General features: G+C 69.7%; 25 protein-coding genes. 14 read left to right on the top strand and 11 right to left on the bottom strand.

Annotated elements, in window-relative coordinates:
- Positions 1–188 precede the first annotated feature (188 nt).
- From tuf to ACIRF9_RS13535, 5 genes are all read right to left on the bottom strand, one after another.
- Positions 189–1,382, bottom strand: a complete 1,194-nt coding sequence (gene tuf, locus ACIRF9_RS13555) for an elongation factor Tu (protein WP_403820168.1) — start codon at positions 1,380–1,382, stop codon at positions 189–191.
- Between the two features lie 170 nt (positions 1,383–1,552).
- Positions 1,553–3,679, bottom strand: coding sequence for an elongation factor G (fusA, locus tag ACIRF9_RS13550; RefSeq protein ID WP_403820165.1), 2,127 nt, complete (start codon positions 3,677–3,679; stop codon positions 1,553–1,555).
- 39 nt (positions 3,680–3,718) lie between these two features.
- Positions 3,719–4,189, bottom strand: a complete 471-nt coding sequence (gene rpsG / locus ACIRF9_RS13545) for a 30S ribosomal protein S7 (RefSeq protein WP_168371942.1) — start codon at positions 4,187–4,189, stop codon at positions 3,719–3,721.
- Positions 4,190–4,191: 2 nt separating this feature from the next.
- Entirely contained in the window at positions 4,192–4,563 is a 372-nt protein-coding gene (gene rpsL, locus ACIRF9_RS13540; RefSeq protein ID WP_003948652.1) for a 30S ribosomal protein S12, read from the bottom strand.
- Between the two features lie 253 nt (positions 4,564–4,816).
- Entirely contained in the window at positions 4,817–5,845 is a 1,029-nt protein-coding gene (locus ACIRF9_RS13535) for a glycosyltransferase family 2 protein (RefSeq protein WP_403820162.1), read from the bottom strand.
- A 112-nt stretch (positions 5,846–5,957) separates the two neighbouring features.
- Between ACIRF9_RS13535 and ACIRF9_RS13530 the strand changes: the two genes are divergently transcribed.
- On the top strand, positions 5,958–7,235 hold the full coding sequence (locus ACIRF9_RS13530) for a hypothetical protein (RefSeq protein ID WP_403820159.1): 1,278 nt from the start codon (positions 5,958–5,960) through the stop codon (positions 7,233–7,235).
- Between the two features lie 22 nt (positions 7,236–7,257).
- On the opposite strand, the gene ACIRF9_RS13525 is transcribed toward ACIRF9_RS13530, so the two are convergent.
- The 4 genes from ACIRF9_RS13525 to ACIRF9_RS13510 all read right to left on the bottom strand — a co-directional run bounded on the left by ACIRF9_RS13525 (position 7,258) and on the right by ACIRF9_RS13510 (position 9,058).
- Positions 7,258–7,743: a DUF1707 and DUF4190 domain-containing protein gene (locus ACIRF9_RS13525; protein WP_403821193.1), complete on the bottom strand. Its 486-nt coding sequence runs from the start codon at positions 7,741–7,743 to the stop codon at positions 7,258–7,260.
- A 127-nt stretch (positions 7,744–7,870) separates the two neighbouring features.
- Entirely contained in the window at positions 7,871–8,101 is a 231-nt protein-coding gene (locus tag ACIRF9_RS13520; protein WP_403820156.1) for a hypothetical protein, read from the bottom strand.
- A complete protein-coding gene (locus tag ACIRF9_RS13515) occupies positions 8,098–8,748 on the bottom strand; it encodes a hypothetical protein (protein WP_403820153.1) in 651 nt (216 codons plus the stop codon). The genes ACIRF9_RS13520 and ACIRF9_RS13515 overlap by 4 nt, the downstream gene beginning before the upstream one ends.
- Positions 8,741–9,058, bottom strand: a complete 318-nt coding sequence (locus ACIRF9_RS13510) for a hypothetical protein (protein WP_403820150.1) — start codon at positions 9,056–9,058, stop codon at positions 8,741–8,743. Before ACIRF9_RS13510 ends, ACIRF9_RS13515 begins: the two co-directional genes overlap by 8 nt.
- Positions 9,059–9,280: 222 nt before the next feature.
- Between ACIRF9_RS13510 and ACIRF9_RS13505 the strand changes: the two genes are divergently transcribed.
- From ACIRF9_RS13505 to ACIRF9_RS13485, 5 genes are all read left to right on the top strand, one after another.
- Positions 9,281–9,778 (top strand): helix-turn-helix domain-containing protein, encoded by a 498-nt coding sequence (locus tag ACIRF9_RS13505; RefSeq protein WP_403820147.1) that lies wholly within the window; start codon positions 9,281–9,283, stop codon positions 9,776–9,778.
- Between the two features lie 421 nt (positions 9,779–10,199).
- Positions 10,200–10,613 (top strand): hypothetical protein, encoded by a 414-nt coding sequence (locus ACIRF9_RS13500; protein WP_403820144.1) that lies wholly within the window; start codon positions 10,200–10,202, stop codon positions 10,611–10,613.
- Positions 10,614–10,747: 134 nt separating this feature from the next.
- Entirely contained in the window at positions 10,748–11,350 is a 603-nt protein-coding gene (locus tag ACIRF9_RS13495; protein ID WP_403820141.1) for a phage tail protein, read from the top strand.
- Positions 11,351–11,447: 97 nt separating this feature from the next.
- Positions 11,448–11,738: a hypothetical protein gene (locus ACIRF9_RS13490; RefSeq protein ID WP_403820138.1), complete on the top strand. Its 291-nt coding sequence runs from the start codon at positions 11,448–11,450 to the stop codon at positions 11,736–11,738.
- Positions 11,739–11,803: 65 nt separating this feature from the next.
- Positions 11,804–12,145, top strand: a complete 342-nt coding sequence (locus ACIRF9_RS13485) for a hypothetical protein (protein ID WP_403821189.1) — start codon at positions 11,804–11,806, stop codon at positions 12,143–12,145.
- 27 nt (positions 12,146–12,172) lie between these two features.
- Here ACIRF9_RS13485 and ACIRF9_RS13480 read toward each other — a convergent pair whose 3' ends face one another.
- Positions 12,173–12,919, bottom strand: coding sequence for a hypothetical protein (locus ACIRF9_RS13480; RefSeq protein WP_403820136.1), 747 nt, complete (start codon positions 12,917–12,919; stop codon positions 12,173–12,175).
- Positions 12,920–13,308: 389 nt separating this feature from the next.
- Between ACIRF9_RS13480 and ACIRF9_RS13475 the strand changes: the two genes are divergently transcribed.
- Positions 13,309–13,518 carry a hypothetical protein gene (locus ACIRF9_RS13475; protein WP_403820133.1) on the top strand — a complete coding sequence of 70 codons (210 nt, stop codon included), beginning with the start codon at positions 13,309–13,311 and terminating at the stop codon, positions 13,516–13,518.
- 122 nt (positions 13,519–13,640) lie between these two features.
- Here the strand turns inward: ACIRF9_RS13475 and ACIRF9_RS13470 are convergent, their stop codons facing one another.
- Positions 13,641–14,069: a DUF3592 domain-containing protein gene (locus tag ACIRF9_RS13470; protein WP_403820130.1), complete on the bottom strand. Its 429-nt coding sequence runs from the start codon at positions 14,067–14,069 to the stop codon at positions 13,641–13,643.
- A 91-nt stretch (positions 14,070–14,160) separates the two neighbouring features.
- On the opposite strand from ACIRF9_RS13470, the gene ACIRF9_RS13465 reads away from it, so the two are divergent.
- From ACIRF9_RS13465 to ACIRF9_RS13435, 7 genes are all read left to right on the top strand, one after another.
- Positions 14,161–15,027, top strand: coding sequence for a hypothetical protein (locus ACIRF9_RS13465; protein ID WP_403820129.1), 867 nt, complete (start codon positions 14,161–14,163; stop codon positions 15,025–15,027).
- Positions 15,028–15,058: 31 nt separating this feature from the next.
- Positions 15,059–16,252, top strand: coding sequence for a phage tail protein (locus ACIRF9_RS13460; protein ID WP_403820126.1), 1,194 nt, complete (start codon positions 15,059–15,061; stop codon positions 16,250–16,252).
- Complete coding sequence (locus tag ACIRF9_RS13455; protein ID WP_403820123.1) at positions 16,249–17,529, top strand: tape-measure protein; 1,281 nt, start codon at positions 16,249–16,251, stop codon at positions 17,527–17,529. The genes ACIRF9_RS13460 and ACIRF9_RS13455 overlap by 4 nt, the downstream gene beginning before the upstream one ends.
- A 62-nt stretch (positions 17,530–17,591) precedes the next feature.
- Complete coding sequence (locus ACIRF9_RS13450; RefSeq protein WP_403820120.1) at positions 17,592–18,521, top strand: phage distal tail protein; 930 nt, start codon at positions 17,592–17,594, stop codon at positions 18,519–18,521.
- A gap of 4 nt (positions 18,522–18,525) precedes the next feature.
- The gene (locus tag ACIRF9_RS13445; RefSeq protein ID WP_403820117.1) at positions 18,526–19,719 is read left to right on the top strand and encodes a hypothetical protein; all 1,194 of its coding nucleotides are present in this window, start codon (positions 18,526–18,528) and stop codon (positions 19,717–19,719) included.
- 50 nt (positions 19,720–19,769) lie between these two features.
- Positions 19,770–20,984 (top strand): hypothetical protein, encoded by a 1,215-nt coding sequence (locus ACIRF9_RS13440; RefSeq protein ID WP_403820115.1) that lies wholly within the window; start codon positions 19,770–19,772, stop codon positions 20,982–20,984.
- 21 nt (positions 20,985–21,005) lie between these two features.
- Positions 21,006–22,196: a hypothetical protein gene (locus ACIRF9_RS13435; RefSeq protein ID WP_403820112.1), complete on the top strand. Its 1,191-nt coding sequence runs from the start codon at positions 21,006–21,008 to the stop codon at positions 22,194–22,196.
- The last annotated feature ends 23 nt before the right edge of the window (positions 22,197–22,219 follow it).

The raw sequence follows: 22,219 nt of genomic DNA, 5'->3' as shown, positions 1-22,219 counted from the left end.
GCTAGGCCCGGCACAGGTACCTCATGGGCGACACAGGGCAACGTTCGTCCACGGTTCACCCACCGCACATCCGTACGACTCCCCGCGCCGAAAAGCACGCACCCAAGCGCGAAAGGGCCCGTACGACCGGAGTCGTACGGGCCCTCTCAGGAGCTCAGCTCAGGCTGTGCTGCCGCTCAGGCTCAAGATCACTTGTTGATCTTGATGACCTGGCCGGCGCCGACCGTCCGGCCACCCTCACGGATGGCGAACTTCAGGCCCTCTTCCATGGCGACGGGCTGGATGAGCTCCACCTTCATCTCGGTGTTGTCACCCGGCATGACCATCTCGGTGCCCTCGGGGAGGGTCACGACGCCGGTCACGTCCGTCGTACGGAAGTAGAACTGCGGACGGTAGTTGTTGAAGAACGGGGTGTGGCGACCACCCTCGTCCTTCGACAGGATGTAGGCCTGGGCCTCGAACTCGGTGTGCGGGGTGACCGAACCGGGCTTGATGATGACCTGGCCGCGCTCGACGTCCTCGCGCTTGATGCCGCGGAGCAGCAGACCGACGTTCTCACCGGCCTGGCCCTCGTCGAGCAGCTTGCGGAACATCTCGATACCGGTGACCGTGGTGGTGGTCTTCTCGGTCTTGATGCCGATGATGTCGACGGTCTCGTTGACCTTCAGGACACCACGCTCGATACGGCCGGTGACGACCGTACCGCGACCGGTGATCGTGAAGACGTCCTCGATCGGCATCAGGAACGGCTTGTCGACGTCACGCTCGGGCTCCGGGATGGAGGTGTCGACGGCGTTCATGAGCTCGAGCACGGACTGGGTCCACTCGGCGTCGCCCTCGAGCGCCTTGAGCGCGGAGACGCGGACGACCGGCAGGTCGTCGCCCGGGAACTCGTACTCGGAGAGGAGCTCACGGACCTCGAGCTCGACGAGCTCCAGGATCTCCTCGTCGTCCACCATGTCGGCCTTGTTCAGGGCGACCACGATGTACGGAACGCCGACCTGGCGGGCCAGGAGCACGTGCTCCTTGGTCTGCGGCATCGGGCCGTCGGTGGCGGCGACCACGAGGATCGCGCCGTCCATCTGCGCGGCACCGGTGATCATGTTCTTGATGTAGTCCGCGTGACCCGGGCAGTCGACGTGCGCGTAGTGACGGGTCTCCGTCTGGTACTCGACGTGCGCGATGGAGATGGTGATACCGCGCTGACGCTCTTCGGGCGCCTTGTCGATGTTGTCGAACGCGGTGGCCTCGTTCAGGTCCGGGTACGCGTCGTGCAGCACCTTGGTAATGGCGGCCGTGAGGGTCGTCTTACCGTGGTCGATGTGACCGATGGTGCCGATGTTGACGTGCGGCTTAGTCCGCTCGAACTTCGCCTTCGCCACTGGGGTCCTCCTGTGGAGTGGTTCTGTACGCCTTGGATCGTCGGCGCCAGGTGATCTTTGCTGTTAAGTCCCGGGCCCCGGGTCATTCACCCACAAAGGCGGATGAATGACCCGTGAGGCTCCAGGGTCAAGCCTAAAGCGTGTGCACGCGGTGCGTTAAACGCGGTGCGTCACTCGCCCTTGGCCTTCGCGATGATCTCCTCGGCGACGTTCCGCGGAACCTCGGCGTAGGAGTCGAACTGCATGGAGTAGCTCGCACGGCCGGACGTCTTGCTGCGCAGGTCGCCGACGTAACCGAACATCTCCGAGAGGGGCACGAGGCCCTTCACGACGCGGGCACCCGCCCGCTCCTCCATGGCCTGGATCTGGCCACGGCGGGAGTTGATGTCGCCGATGACCTCGCCCATGTAGTCCTCGGGCGTGGTGACCTCCACGGCCATCATCGGCTCGAGCAGCACGGGGCTGGCCTTGCGCGCGGCCTCCTTGAAGGCCTGCGAACCGGCGATCTTGAACGCGAGCTCGGAGGAGTCGACCTCGTGGTAGGCACCGTCGATGAGCGTCACGCGGACACCGGTCATCTCGTAACCGGCGAGGATGCCGAACTGCATGGCCTCCTGCGCACCGGCGTCGACCGAGGGGATGTACTCCTTCGGCACGCGGCCACCGGTGACCTTGTTGACGAACTCGTACGACGTGTCGCCGCCCTCGATCGGCTCGATGCCGATGATGACGCGCGCGAACTGGCCGGTACCACCCGTCTGCTTCTTGTGGGTGTACTCGACCTTCTCGACGGCCTTGCGGATCGTCTCGCGGTACGCGACCTGCGGCTTGCCGACGTTGGCCTCGACCTTGAACTCACGGCGCATACGGTCGACCAGCACCTCGAGGTGCAGTTCGCCCATGCCGCCGATGATGGTCTGGCCGGTCTCCTCGTCGGAGTGGACCTGGAAGGACGGGTCCTCCTCGGCGAGGCGCTGGATCGCGATGCCCAGCTTCTCCTGGTCGCCCTTCGACTTGGGCTCGATGGCGACCTGGATAACCGGCGCCGGGAAGTCCATGGACTCCAGGATGACCGGGTTCTTCTCGTCGGCCAGCGTCTCACCGGTGGTGGTCTGCTTCAGGCCCATGACGGCGACGATGTCGCCGGCGCCCACCGACTCGATCTCCTCACGCTTGTTGGCGTGCATACGGTAGATCTTGCCGATGCGCTCCTTGCGGCCCTTGACCGAGTTGAGCACGGCGGAGCCGGACTCGAGGCGGCCGGAGTAGACGCGCACGAAGGTGAGCTTGCCGAGGTGCGGGTCGCTCATGATCTTGAACGCCAGCGCCGACAGCGGCTCGTCGTCGGACGGCTTGCGCTTGACGACCTTCTCCGGGTCCTTGACGTCGTGGCCCTCGATGGCCTCGATGTCGACCGGGGACGGCAGGTAGCGCACGACCGCGTCGAGCAGGGGCTGAACGCCCTTGTTCTTGAACGCGGTTCCGCAGAACACGGGGGTGACGGTGGTGCCGCCGCCCTTGCCGGACGCGATGGTGATACGACGGATCGCCGCGTAGAGCTGCTCCTCCGAGGGCTCCTCGCCCTCGAGGTACAGCTCCATGAGCTCCTCGTCGTTCTCCGCGACGGCCTCGAGCAGCTTGCCGCGCCACTCCTCGGCAGCCTCGGTGTGGGTGGCCGGGATGTCGACGACGTCGTACATCTCGCCCTTGGTCGCCTCGGCGGACCAGACCAGGGCCTTCATGCGGACCAGGTCGACGACACCCTGGAAGTCGGCCTCGGCACCGATCGGGAGCTGCATGACGATCGGCTGCGCGCCCAGGCGGTCGACGATCATGTCGACGCAGCGGTGGAACTCGGCACCGGTGCGGTCGAGCTTGTTGACGAAGCAGATACGCGGAACGCCATAGCGGTCCGCCTGACGCCAAACCGTCTCGGACTGGGGCTCGACGCCGGCGACGCCGTCGAACACCGTCACGGCACCGTCGAGCACGCGGAGCGAACGCTCCACCTCGACGGTGAAGTCGACGTGACCCGGGGTGTCGATGATGTTGATCGTGTGGTCAACGTCTTCGAGCGGCCAGTGACAGGTGGTGGCAGCAGAGGTGATCGTGATGCCACGCTCCTGCTCCTGCTCCATCCAGTCCATGGTGGCAGCACCGTCGTGGACCTCACCGATCTTGTACGACACACCGGTGTAGAACAGGATCCGCTCGGTGGTGGTCGTCTTGCCCGCGTCGATGTGGGCCATGATCCCGATGTTGCGGACCTTGGCCAGGTCAAGCGAAGTGGTAGCCATAAGGCTTCAGTCTTCTCTCGGTCTCGATGTGGACTGCGACTACCAGCGGTAGTGCGCGAAGGCCTTGTTGGACTCGGCCATCTTGTGCGTGTCCTCGCGCTTCTTCACAGCGGCGCCGAGGCCGTTGGACGCGTCGAGGAGCTCGTTCAGCAGACGCTCGGTCATGGTCTTCTCGCGACGGGCGCGGGAGTAACCGACGAGCCAGCGCAGCGCCAGGGTGTTGGCACGGCCGGGCTTGACCTCGACCGGGACCTGGTAGGTGGCGCCACCGACACGGCGGGACTTGACCTCGATGGTCGGCTTGATGTTCTCGAGAGCGCGCTTGAGCGTGATGACCGGGTCGTTGCCGGTCTTGTCGCGCAGGCCCTCCATGGCGCCGTAAACGATCCGCTCGGCAGTCGAGCGCTTGCCGTTCAGCAGCACCTTGTTGATCAGGGAGGTCACCAGAGGAGAACCGTAGACCGGGTCGATGATGACCGGGCGCTTCGGGGCGGGGCCCTTACGAGGCATTCTTACTTCTCCTTCTTGGCGCCGTAGCGGCTGCGGGCCTGCTTGCGGTTCTTGACACCCTGGGTGTCGAGCGAACCGCGGATGATCTTGTAGCGAACACCCGGCAGGTCCTTCACACGGCCGCCGCGCACGAGCACGATGGAGTGCTCCTGCAGGTTGTGTCCCTCACCCGGAATGTAAGCGGTGACCTCGATCCCGCTGGTCAGACGCACACGCGCGACCTTACGCAGGGCCGAGTTCGGCTTCTTCGGGGTGGTCGTGAACACACGCGTGCAGACGCCGCGACGCTGAGGGGAACCCTCGAGTGCGGGCGTCTTGTTCTTCTCGACCTTGTCCTGCCGGCCCTTGCGGACCAGCTGCTGGATCGTAGGCACTACTTCTCCGGTTTCTGTGTGCCGATGGGTACAGCTAACCTGGAACTTCGCCGACCCACGCGGTCGGGTGTGTCGAATCCCGCGGACTTCCGCCGCGAGGCAGCGGAAAGCTCGGATTACGGTGGCCGGTCTCGGCCCCGATGCGGTGTGATGGCACGCACGAGGGCCAGGGCACACCCCAGGCACAAGGTCTGAGCGTACCCAGCGCAATCACTCCGGTCAAAACAGAAGCAGTACGCCCGACACACCGCGGTTACGTTCGCGAACCCGATCGCTGCTGTGGTACGGGCGTTTCCCCGCCCTTCGGCTGCTGAGCCGCGGTGTCGTGGCCGACGAAATACGTCGGCCGGTTCTGCACGGCCGTGTAGATACGGCCGACGTATTCGCCGAGCAGCCCCACGCAGATCAGCTGGACCGCGCCGATGAACAGCACGCCGGTGAACAGGGAGGTCCAGCCGGGGACCGTGTGGTCGAGGAAGTGGGCGCTCAGGGTGTACCCCATCAGCCCCAGACAGACCAGGAAGGCGAAACCGCCGAGCCAGGTGGCGATCCGCAGTGGGGCGGCGGAGAATCCGGTCACACTGTCGACGGCCAGCCGGATCATCCGGCCCAGCGGGTACTTGCTCTGCCCGGCCGGGCGCGGGGCGCGCTCGTACGTCACCCGTCCGCTGGGGAAGCCGAGCCAGGGCACCAGCAGCCGGTAGACGCGCTGCTGGTCGGGCAGTTCCTTGAGCGCGTCCACGGCGGCCCGGCTGAGCAGCCGGAAGTCGCCGGCCTGGGCGGGAACGGACGGCCCGGCCAGCCGCCGCACGAGCCGGTAGTACAGACCGGCCGTCCACCGCTTGAACCCGGTGTCGCTGGCGCGGTCGGCGCGGATGCCGTAGACGATGTCGAGCTTCTCGGCGCGGGCCAGTTCCAGCATCTCGGGGATCTTCTCGGGCGGGTCCTGGAGATCGGCGTCGATGCTGACGACGTAGGCGCCGAGGGCGCGGTCCAGGCCGGCGGTGAGGGCGGCCTGGTGGCCGGAGTTGCGGCGCAGCCCGATGATCCGCAGTTCGGGCCAGCCCAGCCGGAAGGCGGCGAGGAGTTCGGCGGTGCGGTCGGTGGAGCCGTCGTCGACGGCGACGACCTCGTACGCCGTGCCGAGACCGGCGAGCACCGGGCGCAGCCTGCTGACCAGCGCCGGAAGGACCTCTTCCTCGTTGAACATGGGAATGACGACCGACAGGACGGTCGCCCCGGCCACGGTGTCCGACGTCTCCGCCACGCGCCCTCCCCTCACCTGTGGCCCACATGTGCGACTCTGGTGCGATCTTATGACCACGCTTCACGATCGCCCGGACGGCGGCTCCGACCCGGCCCGTCCGTTGATCGCCCTAGGGGGGACCCCAGTCATGAGCACGGCCCGCAGCGACGCGGCGACGGACTCGGCCATACCCGAACAGGGGCAGGAGCGGCCCCCGCGCGGCCGCCGGCTCGCGCTTCCGGACGGTCTCCGACCGTACCTCCTGCCGCTGCTCCTGTACGGCGTGACGAAGCTGGTCGGTCTGACCGTCTTCGCCTGGCTGCTGGAGTGGGCCGACGACTACCACAAGAAGAACCCGCGCTTCGGCGGCGGCGCCCACTGGTGGGACGTCCTGGCCACCTGGGACGGCTGGTGGTACCTCCAGGTCGCGGAGAAGGGGTACGACCCCCGGCCGCTGGAGCCGCTTCCGCCCGGTGGGCTGTTCACGGTCCAGCAGAACTCGGTCGCGTTCTTCCCGCTCTTCCCCGGGCTGATCCGGGGCGTCTCGGAGAGCACCGGCCTCGGCCTGTACGGCTCGGCGATCCTGGTGTCCGTGCTGGCGTCCTTCGTGGCCGCGGCCGGGATCTACGCCGTGGTCGCGGCGCTCGCGGGCGTGCGGGCGGGCACGATCGCGGCCGGGCTGTGGGCCGTGGTGCCGGGCGCGGGTGTGGAGTGGGCGGTCTACTCGGAGTCGCTGTTCGTCGCGATCGCGTCCTGGTGCTGCTACTGCGTGATGAAGCGCCGGTGGGTGGCGGCCGGGCTGCTCGCCTTCCTGGCCGGACTGAACCGGCCGACGTCCGCCGCGCTCATCGGGGCGGTGGGGCTCGCCGCGATCGTGACGCTGGCGCGGCGGGAGAGCAGGCGCGAGCACGGCGTCGCCGGTCCGGTGTACGCGATGCTCGCCGCGCCGCTCGGGCTGCTCACCTACATCGCCTGGGTGGGGCTGAGCATGGGCGATCTCACCGCCTACTTCACGCTCCAGCGTGAGGGGTGGGCGCACTACTTCGACTTCGGCAAGTACACGCTGGACGTGCTCGGCAACACGGCGGTCGGCCACAACCAGTATCTGTTCGCCTTCTCCGTGCCCGATCTGTTCGGCGTCCAGATCGTGCTGGCGCTGCCCTTCCTGGTGGCGCTGATGCTGCGCAGGAAGCCGCCGCTGGTGCTGGTCGCGTACGCGCTGGCGTCGATCGTGACGGTGCTGGGGACGCAGCAGATGTTCGCCAACACGGGGAGGTATCTGCTCCCGGTGTTCCCGCTGCTGCTGGCCCCGGCGGCGGCGATGAGCCGGCTGAAGTGGCCGAGCCTGGCGGTGTTCTTCACGACGGCGTCGATCGCGTCGGGCTGGTACGCGCACTATGTGATCTTCGAGCTGGGGATTCCGTAGCCGAGGGGGCCCCCGGCGGCGGTCAGGTGGAGGAGACCGCCGCCAGGACCATGATCATCACGAAGAACGCCCAGCCCGCCACGGAGAGCCAGCCCAGGATGAGGCCCGCCATGGCGAACCCGTCACCGCCCTCGCCGGTGCGGCGGATCTCGGCGCGGGCCTTGTGGCCGAGGATCACCGCGGGGAGGCCGGTGAGCCCCGCGGTCATGGTGGTGAGCACACCGCAGACCATGGAGCCCACCGCCTTGCCGTTCGTGGGCGGCGGCGGGGCGGGCAGGAACGTACGCGGGACGGGCGGGCCGAACGCGGGGGGCGCGGCGAGCGTGGGCTGGACCGCCATGGGGCCCTGCGGAAGGTCGGAGATGACGAGTTGCAGTTCGCCGACGGTACGGGCCTGGTAGGCACGCTCCACGCGCTTGTTGAACTCGTCCTGCTGCAGGCGTCCTTCGCTGAAGCCGGCCCTGAGCACGTCCACGGCGCGCTCGCGGTCGGCGTGCGAGGCGAGCATCGAGGCACCGTTCGGCACCGGCCCCTGCGGCTGCCATGGTGACGGATAGGACACGGGCACCTCCCCCCGGACGGCTGAATGCCTCCATCATCTCTCAACGCGCTCCGAGTGCCCACGGTTCCCCCGGTCAGCGCAGGTTACGGTTCGGTCCGCGCGCCGCGCGTTCGGCCGCGAAGACGTCCTCCAGCCGGAAGAGCTGGGCCCGGCCCGCCTTGCCGGCCGGTTTCAGCCGGCCGAGCTGGACCCACTTGCGGATGGTCGCGGGGGCGACGCCGACCTCCTGGGCGGCGAGCGGCGCGGGAATCAGGGTGGGCCGGTCAGGGCCGTTCGCGGTGGCGCCGTTGCTCCCGTCGCTCATGCCCGCTCCCACTCCCCCTGGTCCCAGGTGTGCCGGTAGGCGGGGTCGTCGTGGCAGCCGCAGTCGGGGTCGGCGCAGCGGCAGGCCGGGTTGACGCACAGGACCGCGTGACGGTCGGGAAAGGCCCGCAGGGAGACCGAGTCGCACCAGGGGCAGCGGCCGGAGATCCGTACGACGGTCTCGGTGTCGCCCAGCGCCCGGGCGCAGCGCCGGGCCATCCGCCGGGTCTCGTCCCGTACGTGCGCGGACAGCACCGGGTCGGCGGCGATGCCGTCGAGGAGGCCGGCGATCCGGCGCAGCCGCTCGGGCACGGGTGCGCGGCGCGCCCGGGGCAGTCCGAGCCGGTCGCGGACGGCCTCCTCCAGCTCGACCACGCCGTCCGTGATGTCCCGGATGGTGTCGGAGACGTGCAGGCGCAACGGGGCGGCGCTGTGGCCGGGTGCGACGAGTCCGTGCCGCTGCTGGAGCAGCAACGCCTCCTCCCGCTCCTCGCGCGACCGCGCGGCGAGTTCGGCGGGCGGCGGAGCGGAGGGACGGGGAGCGGGGGTGCCGCGGCCCGGCACGAGTTCCGCGGACAGCTCCGGGAACTGCTGGAGCAGGGTGGCGATCCAGAGGGCGGCGTGGGTGGTGGGGCGGTCCTCAACCACGGGCGCCTCCCGGGTTCGGGAGGTGGGCGGCCACGGCGGCCAGGGCGGGCGGCAGGAACTGGGACGGTACGGAGACCGGCCGGCCGGAGCGCCACAGCCGGCCGCCGCAGACGCCGTCGAACCAGCTCTCCGCCGGCGCCACCGTCTCCTCGCAGGCGCGCCGGACCCGGCAGACCCCGCACGCCCGCAGCGCCGGGGCGGCCTGCTTGGGCTTCTTGGAGAAGACGACATGGGCCGGGAGCCCGGCGCAGGCGGCCGCAGACTGCCAGCGATCAGGTGGTGGGCAGGAACTGGTTGCGGGCACGGACATGGGACCCCCCTGTCGGTTCGTGAACGAGCCGTACGAAGTGAACGCCCCAAGAGTACAGATTGCGCGCGCGCTCGCAACGAACTTCCGGACCCCGTCCGTCCGCCATTCCCCCCCGAACCTCCATGAACCGCACGGATTTTCCTCATTGCTTGCACGAGAGCACGTAATTCCGCGCGCGCAAGCAAGCTAAACTCTTGCCACCCCCGAAGGAAGCGAGCTGACATGACCAGCCAGGATCTGGACGCGTTCGCCGCGTGGGTCGAAGACCTCATGCGCGACCGCGGCTACGACATCGACAGTCCACGCGGCGGCGGAAAGTCACGGATCGCGGACGAGGCGGGCGTGCACCGCGCGGCCGTCACCCGCCTGCTGCAGCGCCAGAGCATGCCGGACCTCGAGACCACGCGCCGCCTCGCGCGGGTGCTCGGCGTTCCGGTCCGCGACATGCTCATCCGTTCCGGCCGGCTGACCGCCGAGGAACTGGCCGATCCGCACGACTACCTGGCCGCGCCCGCGCCCAGCGCGGAGTCCGGCCGCCGCCCCACGCTCGAGGAGGTCGCCGACCTGCTCGGCGTGCCCGCCGACCGGCGGGAGATGTTCGTGCGGGTGGTGGAGCAGTTCCTGCCGAACGAGGCGGAGGCCGTCGGCCACAAGGGCGAGGGCGGCGACGGACGGGTGCTGGTGGAGTCGGCGACGGCCGCGTCCACCGGCGCCGACTAAACCCCGGCCGACCGACTGCGGGCACCCGTGGGCCGACGGGTGCACCTCGTGACACGGTCGCTTCACCCTCGTACGCCCCACCAGCCCCACCAGCCCCACCAGCCCCACCACGTACGCCTCCCCCACTCCCCACCGCGCTTCCCCCCACATCACCACTCCCCCCAGCCTCACCGCCCCCGCCTCGCGCTTTCCCCCCTCCCGCGCCTCCCGGCGCACCTCTCTCGCAGATTTAGTTGCGTGCGCGCACGCTCATCTGTCACAGTTGGTGCAGCGGCGGAGCTGTGCCCGCACCCCGCAGGACGGGGTCGTACCTCTCGCCGTACGCCGGGCCGAGGCGCCGTGCCGCCTCCCCCGCCCCGCCCCCGCGCGGCGCCCGCCCGGCTGCCTTCCCCTTCTTCCCGCTTCCGGCGAGGTGACCGGCATGACCACACCCACTCCACCGAGTTCGTTCCCCGACGTCGAAGCCATGATCGTCGACGTTCTGCAGGACGACTCCAGGCTCTCCGGCGCGATCGTCGACGTACAAGCCCCCACCGGTTTCGACGGCACGGCCGCCGCCGTCTTCGTCAACCGGCGCGGCGGCGCCTGGGTCGGCGAACTCCACGTCGACCAGCCGCTGATCGAGCTGGAGGTGTACGGCCCGACCAAACAGGCCGCGCACGTCCTGGCCAACGACGCCCGTCAGGCCGTGCTGGCCATGGCCAACAACCGGTACGGCACCAACCTCGTCACGGAGGTCGAGGAACAGGACGGCCCGCGCTGGCTGCCCGACTACCTCTACTCGGCGGCCAACCGCTACGTGACCGTGATGAAGGTGTACGTGGACATCTACTGACGGACGCTCCACCCCACAGACCGAAGGCCCCGCCCCTCGCCTCCCCGAGCCGGCGGGGCCTTCGCCGTACCCGGAAACCGCCGGGACGGCACCCCGCACCACCACACCGCACCCCTATATAAGGAGACCCACCCATGGCAGGCACCAACTCCTCCGAGATCCGCATCGCCGGAGTCGGCCGGCTCTACGTCGCCGCCGCCGACACCAAGGTTCCGACGACCTTCTCCACCGACCCGTCCACCGACTGGGCCACCGGCTGGAAGAACCTCGGCTTCACCAACGGCGAGGGCGTCACCTTCAGCAAGAAGGACAAGCTGGAGCCGGTCGACGTGTGGCAGGCCGTCAGCCCGGTGCACTTCGTGTACTCGGACCGCGACCTGACCCTGAAGTTCTCGCTGCTGCAGTTCAACGAGGACACGCTGCCGTTCTTCATGGGCGGCGGCCAGGTCGACGCCGTGACCGGCTCGACGGGCGTCTACAAGTACGACATCGCCGACCGCCCGTACGCCGATGTGCGCGCCCTCGGCCTGGAGTTCACCGACGTCCGCGCCGGTGACGGGGCGGCCGTGACCTACCGCTTCGGCATCCCGCGCGGCCAGGTCACGGCGGCGGACGACATCAAGCTGGCCCGCAAGTCGCCGGCCCAGCTCGGCATCACCTTCACGGCGATGGCCGCGACCGACGGTTCGGCGCTGGCCAGCTTCGTGATGAAGGACGCCGCGTACGCCGCGTCCTGACCCTCCGGGGTGGGGTGAGCGGGCACCCCTGCCCACCCCACCCCGGACCCCTTCTCCTTCCCCATCAGGCCTCATGACCCAAGGAGCACCCATCACCATGGCCCGTTTCGACGTCAACGCCGCCCGCGCCCAGCGCCTCGAAGCCCTCGGCCGTACCTGGTCGTTCGAGCTCGACGGCGAGAGCTTCACCCTGCCCACGGAGCTGACCCGCGCCACCGCGAAGGCGCTGCGGGGGCTCGACGACAACGACGTGGACGGGCTGCTCGGGCTGCTCATGGGCGAGCAGCAGTTCGCCCGCTTCGAGCGGCACGACGTGACCATGCAGGACATCGCCGCCATCCTGGAGGCCTACGGCAAGGAGACCGGGCTCGGCCTGGGGGAAGGCTGAGCCTCGTCGGGTTCGTCGACGAACACGCCGAGGCCCTCGAAGCGGATCTGCTCCGCTACTACGGCATCGACCTGCTCGACTGGCACCGGGAGCGGCTCTCCGCCCGACGGCTCTCGGTGCTCATCAAGCATCTGCCGCGGGACAGCGCGCTCAACCGGGATCTGCACGGCGAGGCCGCGGACTGGTCGGTGACCGACCATCTGCTGGCCGCCGCCGTGGACCATCTGGCGGCTGCCAACTGGATGTTCGCCTGCGTCAACTCCGACGAGGGCGATCAGCCGGAGCCGCCGGCGCCGGTGCCGCGTCCCGGGGACGCGGGGGAGGAAGAGGAGGACTCGCCTCCGCCCAAGGAGCCGAGTGAGGGTGCGGCTCCGTCCGCGGTTCAGTTGGCTCGGTTCTTCGGGTGAGCGGGTACGTCCGGTCCCGTCGATCGATCAGTCCTCCCTGCGACGACTGCCCGCTCTTCCCTCCAGTTCCTCTGCCAGGGCCCGCGCCTTGTCCGACAAGCGGGGGCGTGGCTCGGTGAGGTCCTCGGGTGAGCGGTCCTGCGGGTCCGCACGGCGGCTCCTCTCCCGGCTCGTTCCCCCCGTGCCCTCTGTGTTCAGCGGGGGCACGCTGGGGCGGCCGTTGCGGCGGACCACCGCTCTGCGGGCCGAGCGGGCCGTGCGCTTCTCGCGGACCTCACGGGCGGAGAGCAGGATGTCGCCCGCGGAGTCGCCCGGCGCGGGAGCGGAGGCGGAGGCGGGGGCAGGAGTCGGCGCCGGCGCGGGCACACGTCCCGGGCCGCCGTCCGCCACCGAGCGTTCCCGTTCCCCCCGCTGTTCGACGCGCGTCACCGCGGAAGGCGGTCGCAGCAGCTGGACGTACGGCAGTGGGATGACCTCGCCGCCGGGCTCTCCCTCCGCGCGTCGGGCGCGGTGCGGGCGGTGGCCGGTGCGGGCGTCCTCCTGGCCCTGGAGGTAGGCGGCGGTGATCCGCTCCTCGTAGGCGCGGCGGATCGCCGGAACCTGTTCGGCGACGACGTCGGCCCAGCCGGCGCTGTAGGCGGCCAGTTCGCGGCGGTCGAGTTCGCCGCGCGGAAGGATCACCAGGTCTTCCGGGGCGATGCCGAGGCGCAGGACGAACTCGGAGAGACGGGCTATGAGGTGGGGCAGATCAGGGGACTGTTCGAGCCAGTCCATCGCTTGATCATTTCGCGCGTTGCTCGCGTCACTGTCCACCCCGTTTGGCCTTGCTCTCGTCTCCTGCCCCTTCGCGCCCCCGCGCGAGGACGGCTCCCCTTCGCCGTCCGCCGTCGTCTGTCGTGCCCTCAGTTCACTTGCGGGGCACCGCAGTTCACCGTTGTCCACCGACGGAAGAACGGCCGGATCCTACTCCAGGTTCCCGACGCGGCATTCAGCGCACCCCCGGCATCGCCGCAGGTCCGGACCGTTGAAACACGGAGAGTTCTGACCAAACACGGAACGACACCATGAGATTACTCGTACACTAGTTCGAAAAGACGCTTCGAACACCCCAGGAGCGTCATCTGCACCACAGCCCAGCGGACAGACCGGAAAGCAGGCCCGACATGGCGACTGGCACCAGCAACTCCCCGAAGCAGCCGATCGACACCTACACCCGCCTCGCGCACCTCCTGCACAGCCCCACGCACGACCACGAGGCCCTGCTCGACCGGGTGTACGAAGAACTGCTCGCCCGGGAGTCCCGCGCCTACGCGGCCGGCTGGACGGACGCCCTGACGGAGGCCCGCCGGGCACAGCGGGGGCGCCGGCCCTGACGGCCGGTCCCACCCAGGTCCCCCACACCCCGAGCCGTCGGGTGCCGCGCACAGCGGGCCCCGACGCCGTCGCGCCGCGCGAGTCGAGGCATCCCAGCCCGTTGACTCGCGGCGCCGTTACGTCACACCAACACGCCGATGAGGCACAGCAGCGCCCCGGCGCCCAGCATCACGAGCCCGGCGCCACCCATGAGGAGCACGACAGGCCGCTCCTTGTCGAAGTCGAGATCCTCGCGTTTCCCCGTCTTCGCGCGCTGCGGCTTTCTGCTGTCGTACACGACCGGCACGACCGTGCCCTCGGGGCCGGGCAACGCCTGCATGTACTCGTGGAACCGGGCCTGCGGCTGCCCCTCCGGGAGGCGGACGTCGAAGAAGGCCCGATGCGATCCGGTCACGTACTCATAGAACTTGTAGACGGCCTGCCCTTCGACGCCATGGTGCTTCAGGTGCCGCATGAGGCGATATTCCACGAAATTGCCCGACTGGGCCAACAGGGCAAAACACCCGAACATCATGAGAACAAGACCCAGGACCACCGGGAAATCAGGCACGACCCCCACCCTTCCCACTCCCGTTAAAAATTCCAGACATATTACCATTCGGTAACCACGGGAAGCAACCCCTCGATATCAAGAGGTGAATATGGCCAGCGGTTCGGACTCCCAAGTCCTGGACAGGATCGCCGAGCTCAAGGACGAGATCAGCAAGGTGAAAACCACGCTGAACACGCATGTCCTGGACGCGAACAACGTGACCGACAAGGAACTCACGGCCGCCAAGGACGAGATCAAGGAGGCGGTCAAGAAAGGAAAGGACGAAACAAAGACGATCTGGGAGGCCCTGTTCGAGTCGCTCGGCCTCAAGGACTTCTTCGAGGCGTTCAAGCAGGAGGACTTCTGGACCAAGGCCACCCTGATCATCGGCGCCCTGGGCGCGGTCATCATGGGCAAGCTGCTCGATCTGGGGAAGCTGTTCAACCTCGGATTCGAGAAGCTCACGAAACTGATCGCCCGCCGGATGCTGGGCCGTACGAATTCCCAGGGACGTGTTCTTGCCACGGGAGAGAGCGGTCTTCCACGGGCCCTGAGCCGCCAGCAGGCGGACGCCCTCTCGGCGGTCAACATCAGCCCGACCAACGTCACCGCGGCGACGCTCAACGGCCTCAGGGACGCACTGAAGGAAGTCGTCCCGGAAATCATCAAATTCAACGACGCGATACGGGACACACCTTCCTCGGGGAAGATCAACAGGATCGCCAAGGCGGTGGAGAAGCTCAAGGCCAAACTGACCCCCGACCCGAGCCAGACCATCAGCGGCGCGGCCACGGCCATCGGAGCTCTCAACACGAAACTCGAGCACTACGACGCGAACAAACTCCCCAAGGTGAACGACCTCCGTCAGGTCCAGAGCGCGGCCCACAACCTCGCCGAGACCGCCGAGACGCTCCGGGCCAAGTTCGTGGCCCTGTCCAACGGGTTCAGCGGCGCCGCCGGCTCCCTCGGTACCTAGTGATCCCCGTCCCGTTCGAAGGAGGTGTGCGATGACTCTCATCAGTTCCCTGAAGAAGGCCTCCGGCTCGCTGCAGGACTTCAAGTCGAAGGCGTCCGGCGCCGCGAGCGCGGCCAAGGGGATCGGCAGTGCCGGTCAGACCGGGGCGGACAGGCTCAAGGCCCTGAAGACCGCCGCACAGGGCTCCGAGAAGGAGCTCAAGGAGCTCAAGACCGCGTCCGACCAGGCCGAGAAGTCCATCGGCAAGACCGGCAAGACCGGCTCCAGCGCCGGCAAGAACCTCGGGAAGTACGAGTCGGGGGCGAGCAAGGCGGCCAAGGGCCAGGACAAGATGAACAAGTCGATGAAGGGCAACTTCTTCGGCATGCTCATGAGCCTGCTCCAGCCGCTGATCGAGAAGGTCGTCGACATGGCGGCCAACTCCAAGACGATGCAGAAGGTCCTGAAGACGGCCTTCGAGGTCATCAAGTCCGTGATCAGCACCGTCATGAAGGCCATTGGGCCGATCATGAAGAACGCGGCGAAGCTGATCAAGTCGGTCTGGAACGGCATCAAGAAGGCGGTCTCGGCCGTCGTCAAGGCGATCGCCACCGTCATCAAGACCTACGTCAACATCTGGAAGAAGGTCATCAGCACCGCGCTGAAGGCGATCAAGACCGTCGTCTCCAGCGTCTGGAAGGGCATCAAGGCCGTCATCTCCCCGGTCGTGAACTGGGTCAAGTCGGCGATCCCCAACGCCTTCCGCGCGGTGAAGGACAAGCTGTCCAGCATCTGGGGCGGCCTCAAGGGCATCGCGAGCCGAGCGTTCGACGGCATCAAGAGCGCGGTGAAGGGCCCCATCAACGCCGTCATCGGCATCATCAACCGCGCGATCGGCGCCCTCAACGGCATCAAGGTCTCCATCCCGGGCTGGGTCCCGGGCGTCGGCGGCAAGACCTTCGGCGTCAGCCTGCCGAAGATCCCCATGCTGGCCACCGGTGGTGTCGTCATGCCCCGCTCCGGCGGTGTCCCGGCGATCCTCGCCGAGGCCGGTGAGGCGGAGGCGGTCCTGCCGCTCAGCAAGCTCGACCGGCTGCTGCGCCGGGCGGCGGCGCAGGGTTCGGCGTACGCCGGAGCCGCCGGCAGCGGCGGCGCGCTGCACATCGAGCACTACTACGCGGCCGAGACCAGCAGCCCGCAGCGCACCGCCGACGCGCTGATGTTCCTGGCGAAGGCACGCGGATGAGTGCCGCCGTCGCCGCGGGCGGTGTCACCCTCCGCAACCCGTTCAAAGGGGCCGTGCCCGTCCTGCGTTCCTTCCGGACCAAGGTGGAGCAGACCCACACCGCCGTGCGCTCCTTCACCGACCGGATCAGGGCGACCGCCACCGCCGTCGACGGCATCCGTCCCGCCACCGACCAGTCCGGCACCGCCCTACGGCAGTTGAAGACCCGTGCCGACGGCGCCGCCCGTTCCGTCACCACCGCCGGCCGGACCGCCACCACCGCCGCCCCCGGGATCAGGAACGCCGGTGGCAAGGGCTCCACGAAAGCCCTCGGCAGGCTGAAGTCCGCCCTCGGCGGGGTCTTCACGATCGTCGGCGCGCTGATCGAGGCCTCCGGCGTCTTCGGCGACCTCCTCGGCACCTTCGGCACCCTCATGACCATCGGCTCCGGCGTCATGCTGATCATCAACGCCCTCACCCGCGCCAACCCCATCGGCTTCGTCACCGGCCTCCTCCTCCCGGTCGCCGGCTGGCTGCTCGATCTCGCGCTGAACTCCGAGACCGGGCAGCGGCTGATGGAACAGCTCGCCGGCCTCGTACTGAAGTACGTCGAGGGCTACTTGACCGCCATGACCCCGCTGCTCAAGGCCATCGCGAGCGCGGTGAACACGTACGTCACCGGCTACCTCGCCGTCGTCACCACCGCGCTCACCGCCATCGGCGCCCTCGTCGGCACCGGCTTCGCCGTGCTCAAGGCGCTGACCACCGGGGACACCCGGGCGCTCAGCGGAAGGGTGGCGTCGATCTGGCGCGGGTTCAAGGACGCGATCAGGCCCGCGCTGAACTGGATCACCAAGGACATCCCGCGGATGTTCACCCGGATCAAGGAGGCCACCTCCCGCACCCTGAACGCGATGGGGCAGTTCGTCACCACCGGCGCGCAGACCTTCGCCAGTGTGGTCAAGGGGCCGATCCAGGGGCTGATCGCCTTCGCCAACTGGGTCATCGACAAGCTCAACGGCCTCAGCGTCAACATCCTCGGCAAGGAGTTCGGCGTGCACCTGGACAAGATCCCGATGCTCGCCGAGGGCGGCATCGCCGTTCCCGGCGCCTCCCGCCGGGCGGGCCGGGTGCTGCCGCTGACCGCCCTGGACCGGCAGCGGGCGCTCGCCCGGCGGCACCGGACGCCCTCTCAGCTGCCGTACCGCGTCAAGGAGTTCCACGAGAGCCGGGGCACGGGTGCCCGCGGTACGGCGGAAGACCTGCTCTTCCTCGCCGACGCCCACGCCTGCACCTGAGCCCCCGCCCCCGCCTCCGCCCCCGCCCACACCCGCGACCGAGAGCGAGGTGACGGCCCACCATGGCCGAGATCACGACAACCGCATACACCGACTACACCGAGGACACGGCTCCCGGCTCACTCATCACCCGCGACGGGCAGATGCAGTGGGCCGGACTGCTGATGGGGCCCGGCACACCGTACGAGATCGACCGGGGCGGGCTCAGCGGCTGGGAGGACCTGCCGGAGTACGACTCCTCCGACGCCGACCACCCCACCGCGCACGGCGCCTGGCCCGGCGCCCGCTACGCCAGGCCCCGCAAGATCGGCGGCACGGTGTGGACCGTACCGCCGCAGGACGACACCGCCTCCTCGCTGGCCGCGACCCGCGCCCTGCGCCAGGCCCTGCTCCTCGGCGACCAGGAGCGCTGGCTGGCGGTACGGCTGCACGGCGAGACGCTGGCCGTGCGGGCCCGGGTCAGCCAGCGGGTGCTGGCCGCCGACCGGACGTACACCACCCAGGGCGTGTCGAGGGCGTCCGTGCAGTGGTACGCCACCGACCCGCGCCGCTACGCGGTCACCGAGCAGAGCGCGGTCACCGGCGCCCCGCAGCCGGAGAGCGGACTGACCTGGCCGCTGACCTGGCCCCTGTACTGGGGACAGGCGGCCTCCACCGGCGACGTCAACGCCGACAACCACGGCTCCGCGCCCACCCACCCGGTGCTCACCTTCACCGGCCCGTGCACCAACCCGACCGTCACCGACCGGACCTCGTCCCTGCGGCTGCGCTACGAGATCGGGCTCGCCACCGGTGACGAGCTGGTCGTGGACACCGCCGCCGGCACGGTCACCCTCAACGGCACCGCCTCCCGCCGGCACACCGCGGCCGCCGACAGCAGCCCCGAGGAACTGTTCGCCTTCGCCCCGGGCCGCGCCCAGCTGGCCTTCCGACCCGACACGAACGACACCGGCGCCCGGATGACGGTGCGCTGGCGAGCAGCGGAGTGGTGATCACATGACCGTACGCCCCGCGTGGCTGACCGAGACCGGTCAGACCCGCGAGGACACCCGCCTCACGCTGTCCGGTCTGCTCACCGTCAACGCGTCCGCCGCCGAGAACATCCCGCTCAAGTCCCGGGGCGGCATCGTGCCCGGCGGCTTCGCACTCACCGGCGGCGCCGGCGGCATGACCTTCACCGTCGGCACCGGCCGCGCCTTCGTCCAGGGCGGCCGGATCAACCAGGGCGCCTACCCCGTCGCGATCACCGAGCCGGAGACCCTCACGGTCCCCGACGGCGACGCCCAGTACGCCCGGATCGACCTCGTCGAACTCGTCGTCCAGGACGGCGTCTACGACGGCACCGCCACGACCGAGGCCAAGGTGCGCCTGGTCAAGGGCACCCCCGCGGCCACGCCCGTGGTGCCGAACACGCCCGACGGCAGCGCCCTGCCGCTGTACCTGATCACGGTGCCCGCCGGGACGTCCGCCGGGACCGGCGGTGTGTCCTGGGACTCCGCGGTCACCAGTCTGCGCTACCCGACGGTGGCCCTCGGCGGGATCGTCCCGGCCGGCGGCTTCAACGGCGCCTACGCCGGCCAGTACCGCGAGGAGTCGGGGGTGCTCCAGCGCTGGGACGGCTCGGCCTGGGTGCCGTATCCGAGGTCGGTCGGCGGGATCGCCCCCTCCTCCCCCCTGCCGGCCACCGGCAGTTACGTGGGCCAGTACCGGGAGGACGCCGCCGGGCTGCTCCAGCGCTGGAACGGCAGCGCCTGGAGTTACGCGGAGGGCCGGACGACCGTCCTGCTCAGCGTCTCGCAGAGCACCGCGCAGTCCGTGCCCAGCGGCACCTGGACGCAAATGAACCTGAACGTCACGGACGTCGACGACGCGGCCGGCTGGGCGACCAACGTCTACACCGTGCCGAGGTCCGGCTGGTGGCGGGTGGCCGGCGCCGTCACCTGGTTCACCGAGTCCACCTCCGGCACCCGGGGCTCGCGCATCCACGTCAACGGCACCGGAGTCCCCCGCGCCACCTGGCAGATCGGCGCGGGCCCCGGCGCGACCACCGTCGGCGGGACGGCCCTGCTGAAGCTGGCGGCCGGCGACAAGCTCGCCCTGTACGGGATGCAGGGCTCGGGCTCCACGATGACCACCCTCGGCGGCTCCGGCTACTACACCAGCCTCAACGCCGAGTGGCTCAGGTCCTGACACCCCCTCAACCCCACCCGTACCTCCGTGAGATCACAGGAGACCAGCAGATGAACCTGCGCAGCTCATGGGTGGCCGCGACCGGCCAGACCCGCGAGGACACCCGGCTCACCCAGATGGGCGCGACGACGCCGGCCAACCCCCTGGAGGTCCGCTCCGGGATCCTGCCCGGCTCCTACGACGGCCAGTACCGGCTCTCGGGCTTCTGGATGGAGGGCGGCGCCGGCACCATGTCCGCCACCGTCCACGAGGGCCGGGCCGTCGTCCAGGCCGGCGGCAGCCAGGGCGCCTACCCGGTCACGCTCCCCGAGCAGCTGACCCTGACCTTCGCCGACGGCGACGCCTCCGCCGGCCGCATCGACCTGGTCGTCCTGAGGATCTACGACACCCAGTACGACAACTCCGGCTTCACCAAGGTCGCCGTCGAGATCGTCAAGGGCACCCCGGCCGCCACCCCGGCCGAGCCGGCGGTGCCGGGCATCGGACTGCCGATCTACCGGGTCCTGGTCCGCGCCGGCGTCAGCTCCGGCAGCGGCGGCATCAACTGGAACAACGACGTCACCGACCTGCGCACCCCCACCGTCGCGGTCGGCGGCATCCTCCCGGTGTACGGCGAGACCGGCAACGGCGCCTACCCGGGCCAGTACCGCGACTCCGGCGGCGCCCTGCAGCGCTGGGACGGCTCGGCCTGGGTCGGCTATCCGAGCGCCCTGGGCGGCATCGCCCCGGCCGGCGCGGTCACCACGGCCAGCTACACCGGCCAGTACCGCGACAGCGGCTCCGCGCTCCAGCGCTGGAACGGCACGTCCTGGGTGACGTACCAGCCGGTGCCGACCTGGACCGACTACACGCCGGTGTGGCGCGCCGACACCGGCACCGCGCCCAGCATCGGCAACGGCACGCTCGCCGCCTCGTACGCGAAGACGGGCACGATCGTGCACGTCCGGATCTATCTCAAGATCGGTTCGACGACCAACCTGTCGGCCCAGGCGGCCAACGGCAACTGGTCCTTCTCCCTGCCGGTGGCGCCGCTCGGGACGACCTGGAAGCTGGACGGCCGGGTGCTGGACGTGCTCGGTTTCGACAGCTCCGAGGGCCTGATGTACCCGGGCAGCGGGCTGCTGTCGACCAGCAACGGCGGTGTCGTGCGCTCCCTGCGCGAGTCCCTGAAGCAGGCCAACGCCTTCTGGGACAAGGGCTTCCCGTTCACCTGGGGCACCAACGACGTGCTGTCGATCCACGGCACCTACGAATCCGCCTCCTGACCCTCGCCGGAAGGACTCGCCATGAACGCACGTTCCGCCTGGCTGTCCCCGGACGGCCAGACCCGGGAGGACACCCGGGTCACCCCGCTCGGCGCCCACACCCCGGTCTCCCCCATCGGCACCCGCTCGGGCGTCCTGCCCGGCTCCTACACCGGCGAACACCGCGTCTCCGGTTTCTGGCTGGCCGGCAACGCCGGCACCATGACCGCCACGGTCAGCGCGGGCCGCGCCGTGGTCCAGGCCGAGGAGTCGCGCGGGGTGTATCCGGTGGCCGTCACCGACGGCGTCGCGCTGACCTTCGCCGACGGCGACGCCCAGTACGGCCGCCTCGACCTCGTCGTCCTGCGGATCTACGACAACGCCTACGACGCCTCCGGCCGCACCGAGGCCGCCGTGGAGATCGTCAAGGGCACCCCGGCCGCCACCCCGACCGCGCCCGCCGCACCGGGCCTGTCGCTGCCCCTGTTCACGGTCGCCGTGCCGAAGGGGACCAGCACGGGCGGCGGCGGCATCACCTGGAGCACGGCCCTGACCGACCTGCGCACCACCACCGTCGCCCTCGGCGGCATCCTGCCGACCGTCGCCGGCGACACGGTCAACGGCGCCTACCCCGGCCAGTACCGGGACGTCAACAGCGCGTTGCAGCGGTGGAGCGGCACGGCCTGGGTGCCGTATCCGAGGGACATCGGCGGCGTCGCCCCGGCCGGGGCGCTGGCCACGGGCGGCTATCCGGGCCAGTACCGCGACTCCTCGCTGGGCCAGCTCCAGCGGTGGAACGGCAGCGCCTGGCTGCCCGCCGTACCGGGGCCTGCTTTCGCCCAGTCGCTGGACGCCGGGTACACCACCTCCACCACGTACACCGCCGCCCTGCAGGACACGACCCTCGCGGCGCTCACCCTCACCTTCACCGCCCCGCCCTCCGGCGCCGTGATCGTCAGCGCCGGCGCCCGGATCTCCACCTCGGGCAGCGAGACCGTACAGGCGCACATGTCCCCGCAGGTCACGCTGGGCTCCACGGTGATCTGGGCGGCCGACGACGAGCGCGCCGCGTCCGGCTCGGGCGCCGTGAGCAAGTCGAACCAGACCCAGCTGCGCCTGGGCTCCCTCACCGCCGGCTCCGTCTACACGGTCACCGCCATGCACCGGTCGAGCAGTGCCAGCGTGAACGCCTGGTTCGACACGATCTTCCTGCGCGTCGACCCGATCGCCTGACCTCGCCCGCTTCCGCACCAGGA

It is taken from the genome of Streptomyces sp. NPDC096132 (assembly GCF_044763345.1).
Lineage (GTDB): Bacteria > Actinomycetota > Actinomycetes > Streptomycetales > Streptomycetaceae > Streptomyces.
Note: the sequence above shows the minus strand (reverse complement) of the source record. Positions and strands in the feature narration are given on the sequence as shown.

Bases quoted from the DNA above. Each gene is read 5' to 3' on its own strand.
- ACIRF9_RS13520 (WP_403820156.1), bottom strand. From the start codon at position 8,101: ATGAGCGACGGGAGCAACGGCGCCACCGCGAACGGCCCTGACCGGCCC.
- ACIRF9_RS13530 (WP_403820159.1), top strand. From the start codon at position 5,958: ATGAGCACGGCCCGCAGCGACGCGGCGACGGACTCGGCCATACCCGAA.
- ACIRF9_RS13440 (WP_403820115.1), top strand. From the start codon at position 19,770: ATGAACCTGCGCAGCTCATGGGTGGCCGCGACCGGCCAGACCCGCGAG.
- ACIRF9_RS13475 (WP_403820133.1), top strand. From the start codon at position 13,309: ATGGCGACTGGCACCAGCAACTCCCCGAAGCAGCCGATCGACACCTAC.
- ACIRF9_RS13460 (WP_403820126.1), top strand. From the start codon at position 15,059: ATGACTCTCATCAGTTCCCTGAAGAAGGCCTCCGGCTCGCTGCAGGAC.
- rpsG (WP_168371942.1), bottom strand. From the start codon at position 4,189: ATGCCTCGTAAGGGCCCCGCCCCGAAGCGCCCGGTCATCATCGACCCG.
- ACIRF9_RS13490 (WP_403820138.1), top strand. From the start codon at position 11,448: ATGGCCCGTTTCGACGTCAACGCCGCCCGCGCCCAGCGCCTCGAAGCC.
- ACIRF9_RS13435 (WP_403820112.1), top strand. From the start codon at position 21,006: ATGAACGCACGTTCCGCCTGGCTGTCCCCGGACGGCCAGACCCGGGAG.
- ACIRF9_RS13525 (WP_403821193.1), bottom strand. From the start codon at position 7,743: ATGCTCGCCTCGCACGCCGACCGCGAGCGCGCCGTGGACGTGCTCAGG.
- ACIRF9_RS13500 (WP_403820144.1), top strand. From the start codon at position 10,200: ATGACCACACCCACTCCACCGAGTTCGTTCCCCGACGTCGAAGCCATG.
- ACIRF9_RS13455 (WP_403820123.1), top strand. From the start codon at position 16,249: ATGAGTGCCGCCGTCGCCGCGGGCGGTGTCACCCTCCGCAACCCGTTC.
- ACIRF9_RS13450 (WP_403820120.1), top strand. From the start codon at position 17,592: ATGGCCGAGATCACGACAACCGCATACACCGACTACACCGAGGACACG.
- ACIRF9_RS13445 (WP_403820117.1), top strand. From the start codon at position 18,526: ATGACCGTACGCCCCGCGTGGCTGACCGAGACCGGTCAGACCCGCGAG.
- ACIRF9_RS13480 (WP_403820136.1), bottom strand. From the start codon at position 12,919: ATGGACTGGCTCGAACAGTCCCCTGATCTGCCCCACCTCATAGCCCGT.
- ACIRF9_RS13495 (WP_403820141.1), top strand. From the start codon at position 10,748: ATGGCAGGCACCAACTCCTCCGAGATCCGCATCGCCGGAGTCGGCCGG.
- ACIRF9_RS13505 (WP_403820147.1), top strand. From the start codon at position 9,281: ATGACCAGCCAGGATCTGGACGCGTTCGCCGCGTGGGTCGAAGACCTC.
- ACIRF9_RS13510 (WP_403820150.1), bottom strand. From the start codon at position 9,058: ATGTCCGTGCCCGCAACCAGTTCCTGCCCACCACCTGATCGCTGGCAG.
- fusA (WP_403820165.1), bottom strand. From the start codon at position 3,679: ATGGCTACCACTTCGCTTGACCTGGCCAAGGTCCGCAACATCGGGATC.
- ACIRF9_RS13465 (WP_403820129.1), top strand. From the start codon at position 14,161: ATGGCCAGCGGTTCGGACTCCCAAGTCCTGGACAGGATCGCCGAGCTC.